Genomic DNA, 25,901 nt, shown 5'->3' on the forward strand with positions numbered 1-25,901 from the left:
AAGCGTTCGGCTGCTGGATAATGCGGCTGAGCGCTTTTCTACTTGCAGCCGAACCGGATGTAGCGCAATGTTGAAGATTATGCAGGAGTATGCGGTGGGAAATGCGATGAACAAGGACCGGGCCCGATGTATGCGAAAAACCGAATACAATGTGCGGCGGATAGCGCAAATGGGCCCAATGTATGCGAAAAACCGAATACAATGTGCGGCGGATAGTGCAAACGGGCCCGATGTATGCGAAAAACCGAATACAATGTGCGGCGGATAGAGTAAACGGGCCCGATGTATGCGAAAAACCGAATACAATGTGCGGCGGATAGCGCAAACGGGCCCGGTGTATGCGAAAAACCGAATACAATGTGCGGCGGATAGCGCAAACGGGCCCGATGTATGCGAAAAACCGAATACAATGTGCGGCGGATAGAGTAAATGGGCCCGATGTATGCGAAAAACCGAATACAATGTGCGGCGGATAGCGCAAATGGGCCCAATGTATGCGAAAAACCGAATACAATGTGCGGCGGATAGAGTAAATGGGCCCGATGTATGCGAAAAACCGAATACAATGTGCGGCGGATAGCGCAAACGGGCCCGGTGTATGGGGACGGGGTCCAGACCGTACCGGCTATTTGCTCTACTGGTATTCAAGGAGCTTGTGAGGTGTTGGCGTATAAAGCTAATGCAGCCGGCCGCTGAGGATGTAGCTGCGCAGTGCGCGGAACACGCCGGCGCGGCCGAACGCGTCCAGTATGACGAGCAGCACCGGGCCGAGGATCAGGCCGAGCATGCCGAACAGCTGAAGTCCGGCGAACATGCCGATCAGCATGGCGAGCGGGTCAAGCCCGATGCTGCTGGCCAGCACCTTCGGCTCAAGGACCTGCCGGGTGATCAGAATGATGCCATACAGCACCAGAAGGCCAACCGCCAGAGCCAGGTTCCCGGTCATGTAGGAATACAGCGCCCAGGGGAGGATCACGATGCCAACCCCGAGATAAGGCACCAGATCGACGATGCCGATGGTCAGGCCAATGGCGAAGGCAGAGTCTACGCCCAGCAGCAGCAGGCCGATGATTACGATCACCGCAGTTACGGAGATCAGCACGAGCTGGGCACGGAGGTAGCCGAACAGCGCCTTGCGCAGGTCCTTCCAGATCTCCGAGACCGGCCGCAGCAGCGGAGCGGGGAGGAGTGAGAGCAGCTTGGCGTTATGCCGTTCCCAGCCGGTGCTGAGGAAGAAGGCGGCCAGTACGATCACGATCAGAATCGTGCCGAGGCTCGGCAGCGAGGAGATCAGCCCCAGAATCATGTTGAAGAATCCGGTAATCAGCTGTGTCATGGCGTGGCCTACAGTTTCCGTGGTTCTGCTGATATTACTGTCAATCGTGGCATGGTAACCCGGATTGTCGTGGTAAAACTGGTTGATCTGGTTAATAATATTCTGAATGCTGGCGTTGCGGCTAACCTTCAGCAGCAGCTCGCGCCATTGGTCTGTATGGAGGTCGAAGGTCTGGAGCAGCACAATGAGCTCCTTCACCAGCCGGGTAATCAGCGCGGTCAGTACGAGGCCCGTACCTCCAATATAAAAAAGCAGTGAGAGGGCCACCGCCAGCCAGCCCGGGAGCTTCAGCCCCCGCAGGATCAGCACCAGCGGATGTATAAGGTAAGCCAGCAGCCAGGCCAGCAGCAGGGGATAGAGGAGCGGCAGCAGTACATAAACAGCCAGCAGGATCACGGCGGCGGCAAGCACGACCCACAGGCCGCGCAGCACTCTTTTGAGTACAAGTGTATCGATATCCGGTCCCTCCTACTCTAACGGGTGTACAAGGAATAACTGCTCGTCTTATGTATATTCATAGAGCATGCGAAAAGACTAGCAGGGACGGAAAAGGGCAGAATGGAGAAGCTTACTAACCTGAAAGCGTAATCATGAAACAGGTTTTTCGTTAGTTTTTTTCTATCTCTCCGATAAAATCATTTGATCCGCTGCAAAGCTCCCACGTTGTTCACATAACCGTCAAAATCCGGTATGATTATTACAGGTTAAACAGCAGAAATATAGTTGCAATCTTCAGCCCCTGTCCTAACGCCTTTTGCGGAGAATTGAAATACTTAAAAATGTAAATGTTTTCATGAGGTTAGAACCAGCATTATATACCCTTGTTGGCAAAGGAGAGAGATACTATGACAGCTACTAAAGGACTTGAAGGCATCGTTGCAACGACCTCATCGATCAGCTCCATTGTGGATGGAGTGCTCACTTACCGCGGTTATGATATTGATGATCTGGCGGATAATGCCACCTTTGAGGAGACCGCTTATTTGCTGTGGTTCGGCAATCTGCCGACGGTACCGGAGCTTGAAACGCTGCGCCGCGACCTGAGCGCTTCAGCCCAGATCCCGGATCAGGTGCTTGCCCAGATGAAGCTGTATCCGAAGGAAGCCAACACGATGGCGGCCCTGCGCTCCGCCGTATCCGCCCTGGCACTGTACGACGAGGCTGCGGATGATATGAGCCGTGAAGCGAATCAGATCAAAGCTGTGAAGCTTCAGGCACAGATTCCGACTGTGGTTGCCGCATTGGCACGCATCCGTAAGGGACTTGAGCCGGTAGCACCGAAGGAAGGCCTGACCATCGCCGAGAACTTCCTCTACATGCTGTGGGGAGAGCAGCCGGATATCGTATCCGTCAAGGCGCTGGATACAGCCCTCGTGCTGCATGCAGACCATGAGCTGAATGCTTCCACTTTTGCCGGACGGGTAACTGTGGCTACACTGTCTGACATCTATTCCGGAGTTACTTCGGCTATTGGCGCGCTTAAGGGGCCGCTGCATGGCGGTGCGAATGAAGCCGTGATGAAGATGCTGGAGGAAATCGGCACGCTCGATGCCGTTGAGCCGTATGTCCAAGGCAAGCTGGAACGCCGTGAGAAGATCATGGGCTTCGGACACCGTGTATACAAGAACGGAGATCCGCGGGCCAAACATCTGATGAAGATGTCCTATGAGCTGGGCACGATGAAGAATGATACTACGCTCTATGACATGTCGGTCAAGGTTGAAGAGCTGATTACGGGGCAAAAAGGGCTCAAACCGAATGTCGACTTCTATTCGGCATCCGTCTATACACAGCTGGGTATTGAACGTGAGCTGTTCACTCCGATCTTCGCGATCAGCCGGACCTCGGGCTGGACTGCGCATATTCTGGAGCAGTATGAAGACAACCGGATTATCCGGCCGCGTGCGGAATATACCGGCATGTCCGACATGAAATACGTCCCTGTAGACGAACGATAACAAGGCGGCCCCTTGCGGGCCGCTCCACCCCTTTAGTACAATGAACTATAATATATGCAGCAACTGCTTATTGATTATTGCTTGTACATCATACTTTTAGGAGGAATTCCCACTAATGTTGAAACTGGAAAAGTACGATCTGCCCACAGAAGGCGAACAAATTACAATCGAAGACGGCAAGCTGCTGGTTCCGGATCAGCCGATCATCCCTTTTATCGAGGGTGACGGTACAGGCCGTGACATTTGGAAAGCCTCCAAGCGGGTGCTGGATGCGGCTGTAGAGAAAGCTTACGGCGGCACGAAGCAGATTGCCTGGTACGAAGTTTTTGCCGGCGAGAAAGCCTTCAATACATATGGTGAATGGCTGCCGAATGACACACTGGAAGCAATCCGCGAGTATATTGTAGCCATCAAAGGCCCGCTGACAACTCCGATCGGAGGCGGTATCCGCTCTCTGAATGTGGCGCTGCGCCAGGAGCTGGACCTGTATGTATGTCTGCGTCCGGTACGTTATTTCGATGGTGTTCCTTCACCAGTGAAGCATCCGGAGCTGGTGGATATGGTTATTTTCCGTGAGAATACTGAAGATATCTATGCCGGGATTGAATATCAGGAAGGTTCCGCTGAAGTGAAGAAGGTTATCGAGTTCCTGCAGAAGGAAATGGGCGTGAACAAGATCCGCTTCCCGGAAACTTCCGGTATCGGCATTAAGCCTGTATCCGAGGAAGGCTCAAAGCGCCTGGTGCGTTCTGCGGTTGAGTATGCCATCAAGCACGGACGCAAGAGCGTAACGCTGGTACACAAAGGCAATATCATGAAATTCACCGAAGGTGCATTTAAGAACTGGGGCTACGAAGTGGCTGAACAGGAGTTCGGCGACAAGGTCTTCACCTGGAACCAATATGATGTCATCAAGGAACGTGATGGTGAAGCTGCAGCAAATGCTGCCCAGAAGGAAGCCGAAGCAGCCGGCAAAGTTATTGTCAAGGACGCTATCGCCGACATTGCTCTGCAGCAGGTATTGACCCGTCCGACCGATTTCGATGTCATCGCGACGCTGAACCTGAACGGGGATTACCTCTCCGACGCACTGGCTGCCCAGATCGGCGGCATCGGTATCGCTCCGGGAGCGAACATTAACTATATTACTGGACATGCTATTTTTGAAGCTACTCATGGTACAGCACCTAAATATGCGGATAAGGACGTTGTGAATCCGGGTTCGGTTATTCTCTCCGGCGTTATGCTGCTTGAGCATCTGGGCTGGCAGGAAGCGGCTGACCTGATCTATAAGGGAATGAGCACCGCGATTAACAATAAGACGGTTACTTATGACTTTGCCCGCCAGATGGAAGGCGCTACAGAGCTGAAATGCTCCGCCTTTGCTGACGAGATTATCAGCAATCTATAAGCAGGCTAACTGGTATATAACAAGTATAAGCTGCACATACGTGCAGCTTATACTTATGCTTGTGCATCTGCCAGCCTATTCAACATCATTGGTTCATGCTCCGGGGCAGTCTTGCGAAGTGAAATGAACGAAGTGTATGCTATCCAACCCTTAGGAGGTCTTCCCGTGGCCATCAAACGTTATAAAATCACTGTCGTAGGTGCCGGATTCACCGGTGCGACTACGGCGCTTATGCTTGCCCAGAAGGAGCTTGGCAATGTAGTGCTGCTCGATATTCCCCAACTGGAGAATCCGACCAAAGGTAAAGCGCTTGATATGCTGGAAGCCGGACCTGTGCAGAAATTCGATGCCCAGATCACCGGAACTTCAAGCTACGAAGATGCAGCCGATTCCGACATCGTCATTATTACGGCAGGGATTGCACGCAAGCCCGGCATGAGCCGTGATGATCTGGTCAATACCAATGCGGGTATCGTCAAGTCGGTCTGCGAGAACGTGAAACGGGTAGCCCCCGAATCTATCGTGATCATTCTGAGCAATCCGGTCGATGCCATGACTTATGTGGCTTACAATGCACTCGGCTTTCCGAAGAATCGCGTAATCGGACAATCCGGCGTACTCGATACAGCGCGTTACTGTACATTCATCGCCCAGGAGCTTAATGTTTCGGTTGAAGATGTACGCGGTTTCGTACTGGGCGGTCATGGGGATGATATGGTTCCGCTTGTGCGTTATTCCAGTGTTGGCGGTATTCCGATCGACACGCTCATCCCTGCGGAACGCATTGCTGAGATTGTGCAGCGTACCCGTGTCGGCGGCGGTGAAATCGTCAGCCTGCTGGGTAACGGCAGCGCTTATTATGCACCCGCCGCGTCACTGGTTCAGATGACGGAAGCAATCCTCAAGGACAAGAAACGGATTATTCCTGTAATTGCCCTGCTTGAAGGTGAATATGGTTACGATAATTTATTCATGGGTATTCCGGCGCTCCTCGGTGCGGATGGCATCGAGAAGATTTTCGAGCTGGAGCTTACGGCAGAAGAGAAGGCTGCTCTGGATAAATCAGCCGATTCTGTCCGTGCAGTCACTTCAGCAGTAACTGTGTAAATAACGTTAGCGGGCGGCTGCTGAAGCCCCTTTTTGCTGGCAGAGATTGGGCTTTGCTGCTATTTAATCCTACAATGTAATCGGAGGAGATTGATATGGACCGTATTTTCTTTTTCCTGCATATGATCGGCACGCTGGCGCTTGGCTTCTATCTGGTATTGCCGTTTATTCTGAGCGGGACGGCGAAGCTGTCCGCCCCGGCGAAGGAAGGTACCTTGAGCGCCATCGGCGGCTTCAACCGCTTTGCCCAGTATGGACTAGTTATCCAGCTGTTGACCGGAGGCTATATGATGACCAAGGGTGACTATTCTGTCGCCTGGATGATCGTTGTTGTTGTGCTGCTCCTGGCGATGTTTGCGCTTGGCGGCATCATGAGCAGACCCCTGCGCCTGGCTGCGGCCGGAATGCGGGAGAACCGTGATGTCTCTGCCGAAACCGCCAAGATCCGGACCATGAGCCTGCTGCTGATGGTCGTGCTGGTTATCATGATCTTTTTCATGGTGTACCGTCGCCTTATTTAAACCTGGCTCCTGATTTATAGGGAGGAACGCGAGTATCAAAGGCTCTGGCAGCTTAGGCTGCCAGGGCCTTTTGTTGTGTAAGACACTGAAGCAGATCCGTTTGAAGGACGATGTGTTCTTGCAACGGGAACTCCGCTGAAGCTCCGGAAGCTGGGCCAAATGAGGGGATAATGTATGCGAAAAATCGAACACAATGAGCTTCCGAGAAGGTGATCGAGCCGAATGTATGCGAAAAACCGAACACAATGTGCCTCCGAGAAGGTAACCGGGACGAATGTATGCGAAAAATCGAACACAAGGTGCCTCCGCGGAGGTAACCGTGCTGAATGTATGCGAAAAATCGAATACAATCAGCTTCCGGGGAGGTGATCAAGCCGAATGTATGCGAAAAATCGAACAGAATGTGCCTCCATGGAGGTAACAGGGCCAAATGTAGTTGACGGATGCGCAGAAGGCGGTGCTGGAGGTAACGGCGGCGAACAAGATTATTGCGTTGAAGGCAGTGGCGGATCAGTTGTAGATAGGACTGCCGGGAACCATACAGGGCACTATAAATTGAAAAAGGCCGCTTTCCTTGGGAAAGCGGTCTTAAATCAAACAATATAACCCCCTATTTCGATACGACCCTGCCGTCCATCATCACAAATCTGACTTTCCGGAGATTGTCTATATCCGTAAGCGGGTTGCCCTCTATCACAAACAGATCTGCCTTTTTGCCCGTCTCAATCGTGCCAATCTCTTCCGCCAGATTGCATATCTTTGCACCGGTTGAAGTGGCGGCTGTGATAATCTGCATCGGGGTGAGACCCGCCTCGCCCAATAAACGAATTTCTTCCCATGGCATTCCCAGCCTGTACCACGGGCTTTCTTCTTCGATGAAATCATCCCCGAGGCCAATCTCTCCGCCTGCCTGGATGAATCTCCGGACATTATCCAGTCCTTGTTCTAACAGAGGGGCGCCGAATTTGTCCTGAAACATCTTCAATACAGTGAGTGTGGGGACGATCCGGATATTGGAGGCTGTCATTTGCCGGATCAGGTCATCGTCCAGCCGGTCGTAAATCATATGCGCAGCATCGTTAATCCCCGCATTCACCAGAATCTGAAGGTTGCGTGCACTGGTTACATGAGCTGACACATAAGCCCCCATCCTCCGGGCTTTCCTGCAGATGCTCTCCAGAAGCTCCTGATTCAGCTGTGGCAGTCCGATTGTACTGGGATCGTAACCGTCTTCAAGCGCTGTTTTGATACAATGTATCCCTTGTTCTAATACCTCGCGGACCTTCAATCTGGCTTCATCCGCACTTCCAACTCCGATAGGGGCCTGCCCGCCATACCCGCCGGGAGCCGTGAAGACTTTGCCGGTTGTGATTATTCGGGGAAAAGATCCGCGGTCCAGCGCTTGTGTGTGTGCCGTCACATCGTCAAGCGTTGCGGCTGTAGTCATCCCCTCGTCACGGATCGTGGTTATTCCTTCTGAGAGACAGGCGGCTAAATATTCCTTATGGTACCCGTGAAGAGGCTCGTTCTGTATGAATTTGTAGCTGGTGTGTGCATGGGTATGAATAAATCCCGGCAGGACCACAAGCCCCTCAAGATCTATCTCCGTTACTGAGTCATGCTCCAGCCCGCTGCTCCCTTGCCCGGCAATCATGCCGAACCGGCCATTAACAATTTCAATGCTTGCATTGTACAGCGGCTGGCGCCCCGTTCCGTCGATTAACGTCGCGTTAGTCAATCGTATAATCTCATTTTCATTTCCCATGGCAGATAGTGAACCCTCCAGTGAAGATGGTTGTCTTCCAAGAGAAAGTATAGGATATAAAAATGTCCGGATATATATAATATTCTTGTAGAAACCGTTCATTACTTACCGTAACAACCCTTCCAGCTCAAAAATGCCGTGCTCCTGAAAGTCAGCGATAATCTGCGGCGGCAGCAGGGCGTTCATTTCGCTCACGGTGCACCAGCGGTAATCGGTATGCTCTTCCGAGAGCTGGATTTCGCCACGGGCTGCGCGGCATAAATAGGTGATAATCACTACCTGTCTAGCAGGGTCAGTGAGCAGGGTCACCGCATAAAGGATACGTTCTGTCGTAACCGCCAGTCCGGTTTCCTCAAGAATTTCTCTTTCCAGTGCAGCCTCCAGGCTTTCACCGAATTCGATTTTGCCTCCGGCACATTCCCAGCTTCCGGCACCTGCAGAATCGGCGGCAGCCCGCTTGACGATGAGGATTCTGCCCTGATACAGGATGACACCTTTGACGGCAACGATGATGCTTTTTGATTTTTTGGACATGAGGATAACTCTCCTTCTGCAGGCTCTAAAATGGAGCGGGAACGCGTTGGACTCAAGATTTTCTGTTTGGCCGGCTTCCCTATGTGGTAAGTAAAATAACGTAAAGCGATTTTTGCTAGGCAAGTATGATGCATAAACACCAGACTTTTAGCCAACCTAACATGATTAGTAAAAACAGTATAACGGTACAGCGAAAGGAGAATGGATTATGCCAGACACCAGCAAACAACCCGTCAAAACCCTGCCTCCGCAGGTACAGGACCAGCAGCCCGGAATTGAAAGCGAGATGAACCCGCTTCCGGAGTTTGAAACCTCAGCTTACAAGGCAGCAGGCAAGCTGCTGGGCAAGGCCGCACTCATTACCGGAGGGGACAGCGGAATCGGTCGTGCGGTTGCCGTTCATTTTGCCAAAGAAGGCGCAGATGTAGTGATATCCTATCTGAATGAGCATGAAGATGCGGAAGAAACCAAGCGCCAGGTGGAGCAGGAGGGGCGGAAGTGTATTCTGATCTCCGGTGATATCGGGGTTGAGGCCTTCTGTCAGGATCTGATTAATAAAACCATTGAGGGACTCGGCAAGCTGGACATCCTGATTAACAATGCGGCAGAGCAGCATCCGCAGGAGACCATTGAGGACATTACCGCCGAGCAGCTGGAGCGGACGTTCCGGACGAATATATTCTCCATGTTCTATCTGACCAAGGCAGCGATGCCCCATCTCAAAAAAGGCTCCACGATCATCAACACTACGTCTATCACGGCGTACCGCGGCAGCCCGCAGCTGCTGGACTATTCGTCCACCAAAGGAGCAATTCTCAGCTTCACCCGCTCCCTGTCGATGAATCTCGCAGACAAAGGCATCCGCGTGAACGCGGTAGCACCGGGACCGATCTGGACGCCGCTGATTCCGTCTACGTTTGACGCGAAGAAGGTCAGTGAATTCGGCGGCACCCAGCCGATGAAGCGTCCGGGACAGCCTGAAGAGCTGGCACCGGCTTATGTATATCTGGCCTCCGACGATTCCTCTTATGTGAGCGGTCAGGTCATGCATGTTAACGGCGGCGAGATCGTTAACGGCTGACCATTGGCACTGCTTTGTAAGCCGGATAAGTTTATACTGGTTTAAAGAATCAAACGTTCAACAGATGAAAAGTCAGCCGGAAGGCTGGCTTTTTTGCCGCTTAAACCCGCTGGACTTAATAATTGAATCTATTAAAGAATAGCTCTTACAGGAATAATATGCTAATATACAAACTGCAAGAACAATAGAATATGAACGATCACTAGGGGTGCCGCAAGGCTGAGACGGACATATCTGTTCGGACCCTTTGAACCTGATCTGGTTTATACCAGCGTAGGGAAGTGGAGAATGAATAATGCAGCGGGGGTAACGGATTACCCGGTATTCCTGCTTATATTCCGGACTGCTTCCTGATACAGGGGGCGGTCTTTTTGTATTTTCAGGAATGCCGTATAGAAGGGAAGGTGAAGGTGCTGAAAGAAATCCATTTGATCTCGGACGGGAGGCTGAATCCGGAGCAGTTTGCCGGACTGGCTGCTGCTGTACATACCATGGTGGATTATATCCATCTCCGGGAAAAAGCCCTGTCCGCACTTGAGCTTCTGGCTGCCGCAGAGCGGTTGCTGCAAGCGGGGGTTCCGCCCTCAAAGCTGGTTATTAATGACCGGATTGATGTGGCTCTGGCAGCAGGGGCAGCCGGCGTCCAATTGGCCTGGCACAGCCTGCCGCCTGCCAAGGCGAGCGGTATTGCCCCGGGCCTGCGGCTGGGCAGGTCGGTGCATTCCCCGGAGGAAGCGGCACGCGCCGGACAGCAGGGAGCGGACTTTTGTCTGTATGGACATGTATTTCCCACGGCCTGCAAGCCCGGACAGCGGGAACGGGGCCTGGAGCAGCTGGAAGTGGCTGTCCGCTCCAGCAGTATACCGCTGATTGCTATCGGAGGCATCACACCGGGCAATACCGGAATCGTTCTGTCGAAGGGGGCTGCCGGAATAGCCGTAATGTCCGGGATATGCGGAGCGACGGATCCTGCTGGCGCCGCTGAGGCTTACAGATCATCCGTTCAGGCTGCAGCATATGCTGAAGTCCTGAATGACCCCCATACCGGGCAAAGGAGGTGAACTGGAATGAATTTGACCGTTAACGGACGCAGAGGATGGTATGAAGAGAGCTGCCGGACGCTGGCTGATCTTCTGGCCCGGCCTGAGTGGACCGGGAAGCTGGTTATTGTGGAGCTGAATGGTGAGCTTGCCGGCAGAGAGGTTTATGAAGATACATTGCTGAATGAAGGTGACCGAGTTGAGCTGGTTCATTTTGTCGGCGGAGGCTAGGTAACTGGTAACTGTGCGTGCGGCAGATGCAAGAATGCCAATACGCCAATACGCCAATACGCAATTAAGATAAAGGCAACGACTTATCACAGGAGGCGATATGATGCAGGATCCTTTGATTATTGGAGGAGTTACTTTAACGAGCAGACTGTTCATCGGGACCGGAAAATACAGCCGCAATACTCTTATTCCCGAAGTGATCGCCCGCTCGGGTTCACAGGTCATTACGGTTGCCCTGCGCCGGGTAGATCCGGAGAGCAAGGACAATATTATCAGCCATATTCCTTCCCACATGACGCTGTTGCCCAATACCTCCGGTGCGCGCACCGCAGAGGAAGCGGTACGCATTGCCCGGCTGGCAAGGTCAGCGGGGCTGGGAGACTGGGTGAAGATTGAGGTTATCAATGATCAGAAATATCTGCTGCCTGATAATACCGAGACGATCCGAGCCACGGAAATCCTAGCTGCGGAGGGTTTCGTAGTTCTGCCCTACATGAGTCCTGATCTGTCAGCCGCACTCCGGCTGAAGGCGGCCGGAGCTGCAGCCGTCATGCCGCTGGGAGCGCCAATCGGCTCTAACCGCGGGCTGCAGACCAAGGAGCTGATCCGGATTCTGATATCAGAAACGGGTCTGCCCATCATCGTGGATGCCGGTATTGGCAGACCCTCCGAGGCTGCTGAGGCGATGGAAATGGGCGCAGCCGCTGTGCTGCTGAATACGGCAATTGCCACCGCCCGGGACCCGCAGCTGATGGCGGAGGCATTCCGCGAAGCGGTGTCGGCGGGGCGGAAGGCCTATCTGGCCGGGCTGGGGCCGGTGGAAGAGACAGCCGCAGCTTCTTCGCCGCTGACCGGATTTCTGGCATGACTGATGCTGTTTATGAAGAGGGGGGAAGGACATGAGCTTTTATGATAGGCTGACACGGCTGGACAAGCTTCCCTACGAGGGGGCATGGAAGCAGTATACTGCGCTTGATGTGAAGCGGGCGCTTCGTCTGGAGCGGCTGGACGAGGACGGGCTGATGGCTTTGCTGTCACCGGCAGCGGAGCCTTACCTCGAAGAGATGGCGCAGAAGGCGCATAGATTGACACGTACGCAATTCGGTCATGTGATGCAGCTGTTTACACCGATGTATCTGGCTGATTTCTGCGTCAACCATTGTACCTACTGCAGCTTTAGCTCTATCTATGATTTTCCGCGCAAAAAACTGACACTGGAGGAGGTCCGGCGGGAAGCGGAAACAATCGCAGCCACAGGGCTGCGCCACATTCTGATTCTGACCGGAGAATCCCGGAATGAAAGTCCGGTCAGTTATCTGAAAGACTGCGTGGAGGTGCTCCGCGGCTATTTCTCTTCAGTCAGCATTGAAGTGAATCCGCTCACTACCGAAGAATACGCTGACCTCAGACAGGCAGGAGTAGACGGTCTGACGCTGTATCAGGAGGTCTATCATCAGGAGACTTACCGCCAGCTGCATGTGAAGGGTCCCAAGCGGGTGTACCGCAACCGACTGGATGCGCCTGAGCGTGGCTGCCTGGCCGGATTCCGTTCGGTAAATATCGGAGCCCTGCTGGGAATGTACGAATGGCGTCAGGAGGCCCTCGCGACTGCACTGCACGCCAGGTACTTACAGGACAAGTATCCGGAGTGCGAAATCGGTTTGTCCATTCCCCGTTTTCGGCCGTACCTGGGGGAATTTAATCCTGCGAGTGATGTAACCGACCGTGCGCTGGTGCAGATTATCCTGGCCTACCGCCTGTTTCTGCCGCGTTCCGGTATTTCACTGTCCACGCGGGAGCCGGCAGCCCTGCGCGATCATCTGGTCCATCTCGGCATCACCAGGATGTCTGCAGGGGTATCCACTGAAGTAGGCGGACATTCTCTGGAAGGCGGCACCCCGCAGTTTGAAATCTCAGACGACCGCAGCGTGCAGGAAATTATGGAGATGCTCGAGGCAAAAGGGCTGCAGCCGGTGTTCAAGGACTGGGACAGCCTGGATGAGCCGTTAGCCATGCCTTAACTTGATACAAATACCCCGCCGTGAGGCGGGTTATTTGTATTGCAGGGCTAAACGGACGGTGCGATGCTGCATTCTTCAAGAGGCCGCACGGTTTCCGGCTAGTCGATCGGCTTCTCAGGACTCATACTTGAAGACAGCTCGTCCAGCGACAGCTCGAAGCCCGGAGCCATATGGGTAAGGAAATACTCCATCTCCGGCAGGGCGAGCCCGTGCAGCTTCGCAGCCGTCTGCTCCCGGGCGGCCGCGAATTCGCGGTTGCCTGCGGCGGTTTCCCAGACGCATTTCAGATAGGCGTCGAGCACATCCGCCGCCTTGACGTAGCGGAGCAGTCCGGCATCCTCGGAGCCGGGCGGGCTGTCCTGCGGCTGCAGGAGCGGCGCATAGACTGCGCTCAGCTCCGGCGGGATCATCGCCGCGAGGCGCTCAGCGGCGACCCGCTCCATCTCGCGGAAGCTGGACAGCAGCAGCGGGTTGTTATGCTTCACCGGCGTGGCGATGTCGCCGGTGAATACCTCGGTGGCGTCGTGGAACAACGCCATTGTGGATGCACGGTCGGCGTTCAGCGACCGGCCGAAGTGGACATTGCCGATGGTGCACAGCATGTGCGCCAGCAGGGCCACCTGGAACGAATGCTGCGCCACGTTCTCAGGGGCGGTGCTGCGCATGAGGCTCCAGCGCTGGATATATTGCAGCCGGTAGAGATAGGCAGAGAAATGGTAGTTCAATTTTTAAGTAACCCCTTTCATGAGCGGCTTAATATGATATGATAATAACTAATTGTAACAGAGTTAGGGCAGCTTGAAACAGATGGAGAGGAGACTGAATGAAGATGCAGCATTTTGAAGACAGCATTTATAATCTGATCGTAGAGACCTCCACGAATTTGCCGGGTGATGTACGCCGGGCGGTCGCCAAAGGGCGTGCGCTGGAAGACAAGGCGACCCGCTCCGGACTGGCACTGACCACGATTGCCCAGAATATCGGCATGGCTGAGCTCCAGGTGTCGCCGATCTGCCAGGATACAGGGATGCCGACTTTTATAATTCATACGCCGGTAGGCGTGAATCAGATAGAGATGAAGAAGGATATTCATAGCGCGATAATCCGGGCGACGAAGAACGGCAAGCTGCGGCCCAATTCCGTAGATTCCCTTACAGGCGAGAACAGCGGGGACAATCTGGGTGCAGGCACGCCGGTGATTCATTTCGAGCAGTGGGAAGAGGAAGGCATTGATGTAAGGCTCATTCTGAAGGGCGGCGGCTGCGAGAATAAGAATATTCAGTATAGTCTCCCGGCAGAGCTGGAGGGTCTGGGCAAAGCCGGACGTGATCTTGACGGCATCCGCAAATGTATTCTTCATTCGGTCTATCAGGCGCAGGGCCAGGGGTGCAGTGCAGGCTTCATTGGCGTAGGCATCGGCGGTGACCGTACAACGGGCTATGAGCTGGCCAAGAAGCAGCTGTTCCGCAAGGTCGAGGATGTGAATCCCACCCAAGATCTGGGCAAGCTGGAAGATTACATTATGGAGAATGCCAACAAGCTCGGGATCGGAACGATGGGCTTCGGCGGTGAAGTTACGCTGCTGGGCTGCAAAATCGGAGTGATGAACCGGCTGCCGGCGAGCTTCTTTGTCTCGGTGGCATATAATTGCTGGGCCTTCCGCCGTCAGGGGATACTGGTAAATCCGGCAACCGGGGACATTAAGGAATGGCTCTATGAGAGCGGCACAGGCATTTCTGTAGAAGGGGAAGAAGCCTTAGTGCAAGTAACTGAACCGGTAGCTGTCTCTGCTGCTGACGGCATTTCGCAGGGCATGATTCCAGAGGATGCAACGATTCCTGCGGCTCCGGCCATCTTGTCAGGAACTGGGGAAGCTGCTTCTGATGCTGCTATCCCGGGTAACGGCCAGGTAATCGAACCTGCTGCCGCAGGCTCCGCCGTATCGGGTGGTTCGCGCGAAATCCGCCTGACCACGCCGATCAGCGAGGAGGATATCCGCAGCCTGCGCGTTGGTGATGTAGTTATTCTCTCCGGTGAGATGCACACCGGCCGCGATGCCCTGCACAAATATCTGATGGATCACGACGCTCCCGTGGACTTGAACGGTGCTGTCATCTATCACTGTGGTCCGGTTATGCTGAAGGATGATGAGGGCTGGCATGTGAAGGCTGCCGGTCCGACCACCAGCATCCGCGAGGAGCCTTATCAAGGCGATATCATTAAGAAATTCGGCATCCGTGCAGTAATCGGCAAAGGCGGGATGGGCCCGAAAACGTTGAAGGCATTAGGCGAACACGGCGGCGTCTATCTCAACGCTATTGGCGGGGCAGCCCAGTATTATGCGGAATGCATCAAGAAGGTTAACGCGGTTGATTTCATGGAGTTCGGAATTCCGGAGGCCATGTGGCATCTGCAGGTGGACGGATTCGCCGCTATCGTCACCATGGATGCGCATGGCAACAGCCTGCATGCCGATGTGGAGAAGGATTCCGCGGCCAAGCTGGCCCAGTTCCGGGAGCCGGTATTTAAATAAACAGCTTTGCAATCTCCCTGTGACAGTGATTTGTTGGATGATATGAATAAAATAGTATATTTATTCAGTGATAGTGAGACCTCTTTCTGTTTGATGAAAGGGGTCTTTTTGCGGTGCGCCTCTAAATGAAATCGAAACCGGTGCCTGTCCGCGGAGGTGCATGCTGCCGGATGATGCTAAACGGGGGATTTTCTGCGTATTGCAGAATCGTTATCCTATATGGGATACGGGTTCTAAGGAAGATCAATTTATATGTCTTGACAGCGCATACAAGTCCATGTTAATTTTTAGTGGGGAAACCGGTTTCCCTGAAATGAGTAAGATGAGGCTGTAGACGGTAGCTTGTTCTTTTTGGCAGAAAGTGTTGTGCATACGCATTTATGAGAGGGAGATGAAGAATGAAACGTAAACATTGGCTTATCCCCGTCCTTATCACATCCATGGTTCTTTCGATCACGATGAATTTATTTGTTCTGCCTCCAGTTAAGGCTGAAGCGGCCAGTATCGGCACGGTTACAGAGAATGACACGATTTATCAGATTATGGTTGACCGTTTCAATGACGGAGACTCCTCCAATAATGCCACAGGAGCCGCCATCCGCTATGGGGAGACCTCTGAAGAAGATTTTCGTTATATGAAGGGTGGAGACTGGCAGGGGGTTATCAATAAGCTCCCCTATATTCATAATATGGGCTATACGGCGATCTGGATCTCTCCGGTTGCCGAACCGCAGATGACCAACCGGGAGAATAACGGGACAGGGAAGAACACAGCCTACCACGGCTACAATGTCAAAGATCCCAATGCGGCGAACCCCTATTTTGGCACAAAAGAGAAGCTGAAGGAGCTGGTGGATTCAGCGCATGCGCTCGGAATCAAGGTCATCATCGACGTTGTTCCGAACCATATCGGCGATTATATGCTGGGAACCCAGGCTTATTATGATATCCCGGCGTTGCAGCCGGTTGCCCCTTTCAATAATCCGGCCTGGTATCACCATAACGGGGATATCAACTGGTCGCTGGCAGACGGACGATATGATCAGTGGGCCCAGGATTATTTGGAGAATCACGATCTGGGCGGACTGGATGATATCGACTTCGATGTTCCTGCCGCCAAGCAGGCCATCTTCAGCTCGATTAAAGGCTGGTTTGATTATACAGGTGCGGATGGTGCCCGCGTTGATGCCGCCAAGCTGATGAAGCCGACGGATATCGGGGAGCTGCAGACACTGCTGGGCGTGAACACCTTCGGAGAGAATTTTGACGGCAATGCTGAATTTGTCTCCCGCTGGGTCGGCAGCAGCAAGGAATGGGGGATGCTTGATTTCCCGCTGTTCTTCTCTGTGCTGAATAGCTTTGCTTACGGCCAATCCTTCGATTCCAATATTAAGAGTACACTGGCTCTCGATTCCTATTACAACGGCAATGCGAATCATATGGTCACCTTCATTGATAATCATGACCGCAACCGCTTCCTGACAGAGGCCGGAGGCAGTGTTGAGAAGCTGCAGAATGCCTTGTCCTTCATCTTCACAGTGCGCGGAACCCCGGTGGTGTTCCAGGGTACAGAACAGAATAAAGGCAACGGGAACGGCCAGATTATGACTGGCGGTATTGCTGATACGTGGAACCGCTGGTCTATGGTGAAGCGTGATGCAAGCGGCAACGTGGTGGAGAATTATTTCAATGAGAACGCCAGCACCTACAAGCATGTAGCCAAGCTTAACGAAATCCGCAAAAATAATCCTGCGCTGCGCACCGGCACCCAGCGTGAAATGTGGTCTGCCCAGAACCTGTACGCGTTCTCCCGCCGGATTGACAGCGGGACCAATGTGGGACAGGAAGTCATCTCCGCATTCAGTAATGCTTCGGGCGGATCGCAGGCCGTTACGATTCCGCTGCGCGCCGAAAGTACTCTGACTGTGGGGACAGTACTGATTAACCAGTTGAATACCTCAGACACGGTAACCGTACAATCCGGCGGGGCAACCGGGAAGCAAATTACAGTCACACTCAGTGCGAACTCCGCCAAAATCTACTCCAAGACGCAGCCAATAGTTGATACCCAGGCGCCGTCTGTTCCGGCGAATGTAACAGCCACTGTGCAGAATGCCTCCAGTGCACTTGTGACCTGGACGGCTTCCATCGATAATGTCGGGGTTACAGGTTACGAGATTTACCGCAATGGGGTCAAGATTGGGACCTCGGCAACTACCTCTTACACAGACAACGGCTTATCTGGCAGTACGAACTACTCGTATACGATAAAAGCGTATGACGCCGCCGCCAACCTCTCGGCATTCAGCGCGGCTGCACTGATCGTCACGCCTGCCGGAAATAGTGTGACGATCTATTACAAGCAGGGCTACACCACACCTTACATCCACTACCGCCCGGCTGCGGGAACCTGGACGACATCGCCGGGCGTAGCAATTCCTGCGGCTGAAGTGGCAGGTTACAACAAAATCACGATCAACATCGGTGCGGCGACCCAGCTCGAGGCTTGCTTCAATAACGGCAGCGGCACCTGGGACAGCAACGGCGGCAGCAATTATCTGTTCGGTACCGGCACTTGGACCTATACTCCGACCGGAAATATTCAGGCGGGCGGACCCGTTACGCCGTCATCGACGCCAACGGCTACACCAACGGTGACGCCGACACCGACGCCGACCGCAACACCAACAGCTACACCGACGGTGGCACCGACCGCGACGCCAACAGCCACACCGACCGCGACACCAACGGTTACGCCGACAGCTACTCCGGTGCCAACCGCCACTCCGGTAGGGAATACAGCGACGATCTACTACAAGAATACGGCCTATACCAACTCCTATATCCATTACAAGCTGGATGGGGCAAGCACCTGGACGACCTCGCCGGGCGTGCAGATGCAGGCATCCACATTCAGCGGCTACAAAGCGATTACCATCGAGCTCGGAACCGCGACCGGACTTACTGCAGCGTTCAATAACGGCAGCGGAACCTGGGACAGCAATGGCGGCAGCAATTATCACTTTGGCGCAGGCAGCTCAAGCCTTGTGGGGGGAAGCCTTACCACCGGAGAACCTCAGGCGGACAGCGTGACCTTCCGGGTCACTGTTCCAGCCACCACTCCAGCGAGCGGGACTGTCTATCTGACCGGGTCGTTCAACAGCTGGAACGCGGCTGACCCCGCATACCTGCTGACCAAGGGCAGTGACGGTGTCTATTCCATCACCCTGAGCCTTCCGGCAGGAACAGCAGTGACGTATAAGCTGACGCGCGGCAGCTGGGCTACGGTAGAGACCGCATCCGGCGGAGCAGATATTGCGAACCGTGCGCTCACGCCGGCGGGCGGCGCACAGACCTTCACGCTGACCGTGCAGCGCTGGAAGGATCAATAGGGAATGACAGGGGGCAAAGGATGAATTCCGGCGCCCCCGTTCTTTTGAATAAGCTGATGTGGTTGAAGAGAGAGGAGCTGGTTGCTGATGAAGAAATCCAGGTATTGGCGCAAAATCACAGCCCTGCTGCTGGGCATGCTTCTGATTGTTCCGGCAACAGTCACCAATGTCTCGGCAGATATTGCCGCTACGCATGTGTACCATAACCATATGCCGAATTTCTGGGCGTACTATGATTTGAACTCCTATAACGCTGCCCCGGCAGGAAGTCCGATCCGCTATACGTATGATGGTGAAGTCATCCAGTTGAAGCAGAACCCTCCTGCGGGATATACCTATTATTTGCCGAACGGTTCCCCGATGCCGCATGATGATCTGGTCTCCTATTATTCACATCACGCGAAGACAGGAGCCTATCTAACCTGGCCCTGGAGCGTGGCTAACACGCTGCACAGCAATTATCCCCAGGCGCAGATGCATGTTACAATGTCCGGCTCGGTGGTGAACAATGTCAATAGTATTATTCAACAAGGTGATGTAAGCGGATACAATAATCCGGCTTGGGGTACTCCCTGGAAGAACGCCGTCGATCAGCTCAAAACAACAAACGGCAGCAACATGCTCGATCTGATCCATTTCTCCGGGCATCACTCTATGGGTCCGCTGGTCGGCAACGACTATTTGCTCAAGGATATGATCTATCATGGAGCCACATTGGCTCAGCCTTATTTTCTCGGAAGCAGCTACAAGTCCTCTAAGGGATTTTTCCCGACAGAGCTGGGTTTCTCTGAACGGATAATTCCCGTCCTGCAAAAGCTCGGCATTCAGTGGTCCGTAATCGGCAACAACCATTTCTCCCGTACGCTTAAGGACTATCCGCTGCTGAACAGTCCCGGCACGGATACGATGGTCTCACCGCCCAACCGCAGTGATCTGCAGAATGTCAGCACCGTAGGCTCCTGGGTGAATGAACCGATGTTCAACGAACAGCAGGTTGTCTATAACAAGTATCCTTTTGCCTCTACAGCCCATTGGGTCCGTTATGTGGACCCGGCAACCGGGGCAGAATCCAAAGTGGTCGGCGTTCCGGTTGCACAGGCGCAGTCATGGGAAGAAGGATATCTGGGCCAGGTAAAAGCAGATGTGCTTAAGCCGTATGAGAATCTGGTCGCGCAGAAGCAGATTTTTGTAGTCGCGCATGATGGGGATAATTCTTCGGGCCGGGCAGGTTCCGAGGAGACCTGGCGCAATGCCGGGAATGTGACCTATGCCAGCAGCGGTGTTACCGGTATGGGAATTGACGAGTATCTGCGCAATAATACACCAGCCGCCTCCGATGTAGTCCATGTTCAGGACGGCTCATGGATTGATACCCGGGATTCCTCCTCCGATCCGACCTGGTACCACTGGCATCTGCCGTTCGGCATCTGGAAAGGCCAGTTTGCCAGCTTCAATCAGGTGAACGGCACCTCTTATGCGCCGAAGAAGAATCTGTCCGGTGTCGAAGAAGGCATGACCGTATCCTTCGAGAAGGGGTACCACTATCTGGAGCGTAACTTCGCCCTGCTGCAGGCTTCCCTGAATTATGCCAAGACAGCCGAGCAGATCTGGCTGGATGAGCATCCGAATTACTGGAAGCCGGTCAATCCGATTGACCGCGAGGTGACTTACGAGGGCAATCAGCTCAACCCTTGGATGATCTCTTATCCGGTCAAAGGGAACACCGCAAGCGATTATGCCGGCGGCGCCAATCCGGCTGAATTAGCCTGGTATTTCCTGCTCCCGGCGATGGACTCCGGCTTCGGGTATTACGATGAGAATGTGGATGACAGCGTGAAGCCGGCACTGTCCTTCAATCAATCGCTGTATTTCTCCAAGCCTTATGTTACGCAAAAGCTGGCCAAAGACAAAACCGGCCCCTCCGTATGGTGGCCGCAGCGTTACCCGTACAATCCGGGCAGCGCGAATGTCAGCAAGGCGGAGGGCTGGACGCTGCAGCATTTCAATAATGTGTTCTCCATTTATACCTACGCCTTCGACACCAGCGGTATCAGCGATATCAAGGTGAAGGTCCGGGCACACCGCGACAAGACGGCAGATGCTGCGGACAATACTTTTAAGGTCTATGACCCGGCGGGTCTGGCCGCAGCAGGAATATCCAATATTGACCCTGCCAAGGTTGGTGCCTGGACGGAATACCCGATGACGGTCCGCGACCTCAGCACCGATATCAACGGGGTCGACTGGCAGCCAAGCAGCAAGGCCATCATGCAGAAGGTTCCGGCTACGGACATCGGCAATCTGTATTTCAGTTATATCTCGGATTATCGTGACCAGCTGGTGGACTACTATATTGAAGCCACAGACGCTAAGGGTAATGTAACGAAAAGCGATATCCAGCAGGTCTATGTCGGAGCCGGCAAATACACATTGGCAAACGGAAAATATACCGAGAGCATGCAGGGAACCGTTGAGGGAACGCATCCGTTTATTACCGATGTGCCTGCAGTTCCGGACACGGAAGCCCCGTCTGTGCCGGCTAATCTTCAGGCAGCTGTGGTCAATGCCTCCTCGGCCTTGCTGACATGGAATGCAGCTACCGATAATATCCGTGTGACAGGGTACGAGGTCTACCGCGATGGCATTAAGATCGGTACATCACCGTCTGCTTCTTATACAGACAGCGGCTTGTCCTCCTCTACGACATATGAATACAAGGTCAAAGCGTATGACGCTTCGGGCAATCTGTCCGGACTGAGTGCAGCAGCAGTGGCCACAACTCCGGCGGGGAATAATGTGACGATCTATTACAAGAAGGGCTACACCACACCGTACATTCACTACCGTCCGGCTGCGGGCACCTGGACGACGGCGCCGGGCGTAGCGATTCCTGCGGCTGAAGTGGCAGGCTATAACAAAATCACGATAAATATCGGTGCAGCCACCCAGCTTGAAGCCTGCTTCAATAACGGCAGCGGTACCTGGGACAGCAACGGCGGCAGCAATTATCTGTTCGGCACCGGCACCTGGACCTATACCCCTACCGGGCAAATCCAGGCGGGCGCCCCGGCTGTTCCGACGGCTACGCCGACCGCGACGCCAACGGCTACGCCTACAGCGGCGCCGACAGTGGCGCCAACGGCTACGCCGACAGTGGCGCCAACGGCTACGCCGACAGTGGCACCGACGGCTACGCCTACAGCGGCACCGACGGCTACGCCTACAGCGGTGCCAACGGCTACGCCGACAGTGGCACCGACGGCTACGCCGACAGCGACTCCGATGCCAACCGCCACGCCGGTGGGCAATACGGCCACGATCTATTACAAGAATTCAGCCTACAGCAATTCGTATATTCATTACAAGCTGGATGGGGCGACGGTCTGGACCACCTCGCCGGGCGTGCAGATGCAGGCATCCGCATTTAGCGGTTACAAGGCGATTACCATCCAGCTCGGAACTGCAACAGGCCTTACTGCAGCTTTTAATAACGGCAGCGGAACCTGGGATAATAAAGGCGGCAGCAATTATCACTTTAATGTTGGCAGCTCGAGTCTGACTGGCGGAAGTCTTAGCACCGGAGAGCCGCAGGCAGACAGCGTAACCTTCAGAGTGACCGTTCCGGGTTCTACACCAGCATCCGGGCCAGTCTATCTAACGGGGTCTTTCAACAGGTGGAATGCAGCAGATCCGGCGTACTTGCTGACTAAAGGCAGCGATGGTATATACTCCATCACCGTGAGCCTTCCGGCAGGAACAGCAGTGACGTATAAGCTGACGCGCGGTAGCTGGGCTTCGGTAGAGACAGCATCCGGCGGGGCGGATATTGCGAACAGGTCGCTAACTCCGGCGGGCGGTGCACAGACCGTCACGCTGACCGTTCAGCGCTGGAAGGATCAGTAATGGACGCATTCCGTGCTTACACCAAAAGTTGGTTCATCTATTAGAAGCGGATATGATCTATCCTAACTACACTTTAGTTAACAATCCCACAAGTTTCCAGTAATCGCTGGTGGGATTAGCGCAATAATTCATTTCTCTCTTCACACCTGATTAGTTACCGGCAGAATTGAGACTCTGAAGAAGCTCTGCAGGCATAATTGTTGTACGTTTTACAACTTTGATCCCTAGATATCTGGATGTGCGGAAGGATTGTTGTACGAAATACAACAATCCTCCCGTTAAACCTCTTGTAAAAGAGAAAATGCTGCATTTGGTACAACAATTTTGAATTTGGGCCAATATAATGAAGAAAATGTTGTATTTTATGCAGGATTTTATAAAAACCTTTCTGGTCTGAGCTACAATAAGCGGTTGCATCGGTATTTGTTGCTGATTAATAACAGTTAAAGGAAGAATATTGATCTATAGACTATAATGTGTGTTAAAAGAATCGCTCCTTTTAAATGGTGTGTGGGCCAGCCATTTAAAAGGGGTGATTTCTTGTCTTCTATTATTTTATGGGGGGATTAAGGATTGGAGGGTTGATGGTTGATGGTTGAGGATTGGAGGGTTGGAGGGTTGGAGGGTTGGAGGGTTGGAGGGTTGGAGGGTTGGAGGGATGGAGGGTTGGAGGGTTAAGGGTTGAGGGTTGATGGTTGATGGTTGATGGTTGAGGGGTGGAGGGTTGGAGGGTTGGAGGGTTGGAGGGTTGGAGGGTTGGAGGGTTAAGGGTTGAGGTGTTGAGGTGTTGAGGTGTTGAGGCTGAAGCTTTCAAGGGTCTACAGGTTTGCCGTAACTTCCCCCTCTTAAACAGCGGAGCGGACGGACTGATTGTGGAGAAGCGATAGCGTTCGCCTTTGTTCACGGATTTTCACCGCTAAGGAGAATAAATAAAATCCGGGAACAACAGCGATCGGAACAACGGTCCATTTGCGGAGCGTCCACAGCAAGTTCTAACATTGCTCCTACTCCGATCGGAGGAGCGTCCACAGCGAGTTCTAACGTTGCTCCTACTCCGATCAGAACAACGGTCCGTTTGCGGAGCGTCCATCCAAGTGCTAAAGCAGCTTTTACTCCAAGACTATAATATCTGTTCATGCAACCCATTTTACACTCCGTTGATAATCGCCGCCGGATCTGGTATTTTGCCGAAAATGGAGGTAGGATGTTCACAAGGACACAATGATAAGAAAGAGGACTACTACTGATGAAACCGTTCCGCGTTCGGCTTACATTCATACTCATGGCCCTGATCGGGATATCCATGACCGGGGCTGGCATTACTATGGCCCAGCTGTTTAAGGACTCACATATTTCCGTACTGGAAGAAAACATGTCCCGGGAAATAAATCTGCTCTCCGGCACGTTTACGTTCAAGGATATGCACAGTCCGGACGCCATGGATTACTATACAGACCAGGCCCGGACGATATCCACACTGACAGGATCGCGCATCACCTTCATTACGAAGGAAGGCCGGGTGATTGGCGATTCGGAGCGCAATCCGCTGGAAATGGACAACCACTCTACCCGGGAAGAGGAGCTGCTCGCCGCGAAAGAAGGGATTGGCCGGGCAATCCGCTACAGTGATACGCTGGACCGCGAAATGCTCTATGTAGCTGGTGCGGTAGTCTCTGACCAGGGCTTCGACGGATATATCCGGCTCTCCATGGGACTGGATGCAGTGACGGAAGGACTGAACCGGGCGTGGATGATTATGGCTGGGGGACTCGTGCTGCTGTTTATTGCGGCCACTTTTGTGAGCTATAAGGTAGCCTCCAGCATGACCTCGCCACTTGAGCAGATTACCAGAGTCGCGCGGCGTATCACCGATCTGGATTACGATGCCCGTGTGCCGATGAAGCGCAAGGACGAGATCGGCCAGCTGGCAACAGCGATCAACGCGATGGCAGACAGTCTGCAGGCCCAATTGAAGACCATCCGCGACAACGAGGATCTGCTGCAAAGCGTACTCGATAATATGACCGGCGGGATCGTGATGATTAACGCCGAAGGGGAGATTGCCCTGCTCAACCGTGCGGCAGAACGGCTCCTTGATGTGAAGAACAGCGAGATGACCGGGCATTCCTACAAAGAAATCAAACATCATTATGAGCTGACCCGGCTGATTGAAGAAGGCGTATCCCGTAATGAACCGGTCCATGAAGAGCGTATTATCTATAATCCGGTGGAGCGGATTGTACGCCTGGACGGAGTGCCGATGATTCAGGACGGCTCCACCCGGGGAATGCTGTTCCTGCTGCAGGAGGTGACGGAAATCCGCCGTCTGGAGAAAATGCGCAGCGAATTCGTCGCGAATGTCTCCCATGAGCTGAAGACACCGGTAGCTGCGGTAAAAGGCTTCGCCGAAACCCTGCTCGGCGGAGGCGTTACGGATGAGAAGACCGCACGTTCGTTCCTGCAGATTATTTATGATGAGAACGAACGGCTCAACCGCCTGATTGGAGATATTCTGGAATTGTCCAAAATCGAATCCAAACGCGTCCAGCTGGACTGCTCGCCGGTTCATTTGATCGAGTTCTTCGATTCTGTGCTGGAAACACTCAGCAAGGTGGCGGAGAAAAAGAAGATCACCTTGAGCTCGGATGTACCTGCGGAGCTGTTTATCGAGGGGGATGAAGACAAGCTGCGCCAGATCTTCATGAATCTGCTCTCGAATGCGATTAACTACACGCAGGACGGGGGAAATGTAAGGGTAACCGTAGCCAACGTTCAAAAGGCAGACGGAACGGAGAGTGTGCGCTTTACCGTGAGCGATACGGGCATGGGGATTCCGCGCAAGGATCTGCCGCGGATCTTCGAGCGCTTCTACCGGGTGGACAAAGCCCGCTCCAGAAGCTCCGGCGGAACCGGCCTGGGCTTGTCCATCGTGAAGCATCTGGTAGAGCTGCACAGAGGATCAATTACGGTAGAGAGCGATCTGGGCATCGGCAGCTCTTTTATCCTGGAACTTCCGCTGCTGCAGGAAGAGAACGAGTAACCTGCAAGCAACGATTCAATTCTGGCAG

General features: G+C 53.6%; 18 protein-coding genes and 1 riboswitch. Of the genes, 14 read left to right on the plus strand and 4 right to left on the minus strand.

Annotated features, from left to right (window positions below):
- Positions 1-676: 676 nt before the first annotated feature.
- The gene (gene ytvI / locus P40081_RS10950; RefSeq protein WP_039307681.1) at positions 677-1,792 is read right to left on the minus strand and encodes a sporulation integral membrane protein YtvI; all 1,116 of its coding nucleotides are present in this window, start codon (positions 1,790-1,792) and stop codon (positions 677-679) included.
- 389 nt (positions 1,793-2,181) lie between these two features.
- Here ytvI and P40081_RS10955 point away from each other — a divergent pair, with 389 nt between their 5' ends.
- From P40081_RS10955 to P40081_RS38370, 5 genes are all read left to right on the plus strand, one after another.
- On the plus strand, positions 2,182-3,294 hold the full coding sequence (locus P40081_RS10955; protein WP_042135423.1) for a citrate/2-methylcitrate synthase: 1,113 nt from the start codon (positions 2,182-2,184) through the stop codon (positions 3,292-3,294).
- Between the two features lie 115 nt (positions 3,295-3,409).
- Positions 3,410-4,705, plus strand: a complete 1,296-nt coding sequence (icd, locus tag P40081_RS10960; RefSeq protein ID WP_042135425.1) for an NADP-dependent isocitrate dehydrogenase — start codon at positions 3,410-3,412, stop codon at positions 4,703-4,705.
- A 165-nt stretch (positions 4,706-4,870) separates the two neighbouring features.
- Positions 4,871-5,812 (plus strand): malate dehydrogenase, encoded by a 942-nt coding sequence (gene mdh / locus P40081_RS10965; RefSeq protein WP_039307689.1) that lies wholly within the window; start codon positions 4,871-4,873, stop codon positions 5,810-5,812.
- A gap of 95 nt (positions 5,813-5,907) precedes the next feature.
- On the plus strand, positions 5,908-6,333 hold the full coding sequence (locus P40081_RS10970) for a hypothetical protein (protein ID WP_039307717.1): 426 nt from the start codon (positions 5,908-5,910) through the stop codon (positions 6,331-6,333).
- A gap of 378 nt (positions 6,334-6,711) precedes the next feature.
- Positions 6,712-6,939: a hypothetical protein gene (locus P40081_RS38370; RefSeq protein WP_156118580.1), complete on the plus strand. Its 228-nt coding sequence runs from the start codon at positions 6,712-6,714 to the stop codon at positions 6,937-6,939.
- Positions 6,940-6,943: 4 nt separating this feature from the next.
- On the opposite strand, the gene P40081_RS10975 is transcribed toward P40081_RS38370, so the two are convergent.
- Together P40081_RS10975 and P40081_RS10980 are read right to left on the minus strand one after the other, a co-directional pair.
- Positions 6,944-8,098, minus strand: coding sequence for an amidohydrolase family protein (locus tag P40081_RS10975; RefSeq protein ID WP_042135428.1), 1,155 nt, complete (start codon positions 8,096-8,098; stop codon positions 6,944-6,946).
- A gap of 105 nt (positions 8,099-8,203) precedes the next feature.
- Positions 8,204-8,632 carry an NUDIX hydrolase gene (locus P40081_RS10980; protein WP_042135429.1) on the minus strand — a complete coding sequence of 143 codons (429 nt, stop codon included), beginning with the start codon at positions 8,630-8,632 and terminating at the stop codon, positions 8,204-8,206.
- A gap of 208 nt (positions 8,633-8,840) precedes the next feature.
- On the opposite strand from P40081_RS10980, the gene P40081_RS10985 reads away from it, so the two are divergent.
- From P40081_RS10985 to thiH, 5 genes are all read left to right on the plus strand, one after another.
- Positions 8,841-9,713: an SDR family oxidoreductase gene (locus P40081_RS10985; RefSeq protein ID WP_039307699.1), complete on the plus strand. Its 873-nt coding sequence runs from the start codon at positions 8,841-8,843 to the stop codon at positions 9,711-9,713.
- Positions 9,714-9,907: 194 nt separating this feature from the next.
- A riboswitch (TPP riboswitch) is annotated at positions 9,908-10,010 on the plus strand.
- A gap of 74 nt (positions 10,011-10,084) precedes the next feature.
- Complete coding sequence (locus P40081_RS10990; protein WP_231575325.1) at positions 10,085-10,774, plus strand: thiamine phosphate synthase; 690 nt, start codon at positions 10,085-10,087, stop codon at positions 10,772-10,774.
- Between the two features lie 6 nt (positions 10,775-10,780).
- Positions 10,781-10,984 (plus strand): sulfur carrier protein ThiS, encoded by a 204-nt coding sequence (gene thiS / locus P40081_RS10995; RefSeq protein WP_042135431.1) that lies wholly within the window; start codon positions 10,781-10,783, stop codon positions 10,982-10,984.
- 103 nt (positions 10,985-11,087) lie between these two features.
- The gene (locus P40081_RS11000) at positions 11,088-11,852 is read left to right on the plus strand and encodes a thiazole synthase (RefSeq protein ID WP_042135433.1); all 765 of its coding nucleotides are present in this window, start codon (positions 11,088-11,090) and stop codon (positions 11,850-11,852) included.
- Positions 11,853-11,883: 31 nt separating this feature from the next.
- Positions 11,884-13,005: a 2-iminoacetate synthase ThiH gene (gene thiH / locus P40081_RS11005; protein WP_042135435.1), complete on the plus strand. Its 1,122-nt coding sequence runs from the start codon at positions 11,884-11,886 to the stop codon at positions 13,003-13,005.
- Between the two features lie 98 nt (positions 13,006-13,103).
- Here thiH and yfbR read toward each other — a convergent pair whose 3' ends face one another.
- A complete protein-coding gene (gene yfbR / locus P40081_RS11010) occupies positions 13,104-13,730 on the minus strand; it encodes a 5'-deoxynucleotidase (RefSeq protein WP_081969912.1) in 627 nt (208 codons plus the stop codon).
- A 104-nt stretch (positions 13,731-13,834) separates the two neighbouring features.
- On the opposite strand from yfbR, the gene P40081_RS11015 reads away from it, so the two are divergent.
- From P40081_RS11015 to pnpS, 4 genes are all read left to right on the plus strand, one after another.
- On the plus strand, positions 13,835-15,538 hold the full coding sequence (locus P40081_RS11015; RefSeq protein ID WP_042140954.1) for a fumarate hydratase: 1,704 nt from the start codon (positions 13,835-13,837) through the stop codon (positions 15,536-15,538).
- A gap of 398 nt (positions 15,539-15,936) precedes the next feature.
- Positions 15,937-18,930 carry an alpha-amylase family glycosyl hydrolase gene (locus P40081_RS11020; protein ID WP_042135438.1) on the plus strand — a complete coding sequence of 998 codons (2,994 nt, stop codon included), beginning with the start codon at positions 15,937-15,939 and terminating at the stop codon, positions 18,928-18,930.
- 87 nt (positions 18,931-19,017) lie between these two features.
- Positions 19,018-22,833: a carbohydrate binding domain-containing protein gene (locus P40081_RS37400; protein WP_052421762.1), complete on the plus strand. Its 3,816-nt coding sequence runs from the start codon at positions 19,018-19,020 to the stop codon at positions 22,831-22,833.
- A 1,246-nt stretch (positions 22,834-24,079) separates the two neighbouring features.
- Positions 24,080-25,873, plus strand: a complete 1,794-nt coding sequence (gene pnpS, locus P40081_RS11030) for a two-component system histidine kinase PnpS (protein WP_042135439.1) — start codon at positions 24,080-24,082, stop codon at positions 25,871-25,873.
- The last annotated feature ends 28 nt before the right edge of the window (positions 25,874-25,901 follow it).

Source organism: Paenibacillus sp. FSL P4-0081, from assembly GCF_000758565.1.
In the GTDB taxonomy this organism is placed as follows: Bacteria; Bacillota; Bacilli; order Paenibacillales; family Paenibacillaceae; genus Paenibacillus_AQ; species Paenibacillus_AQ phytohabitans.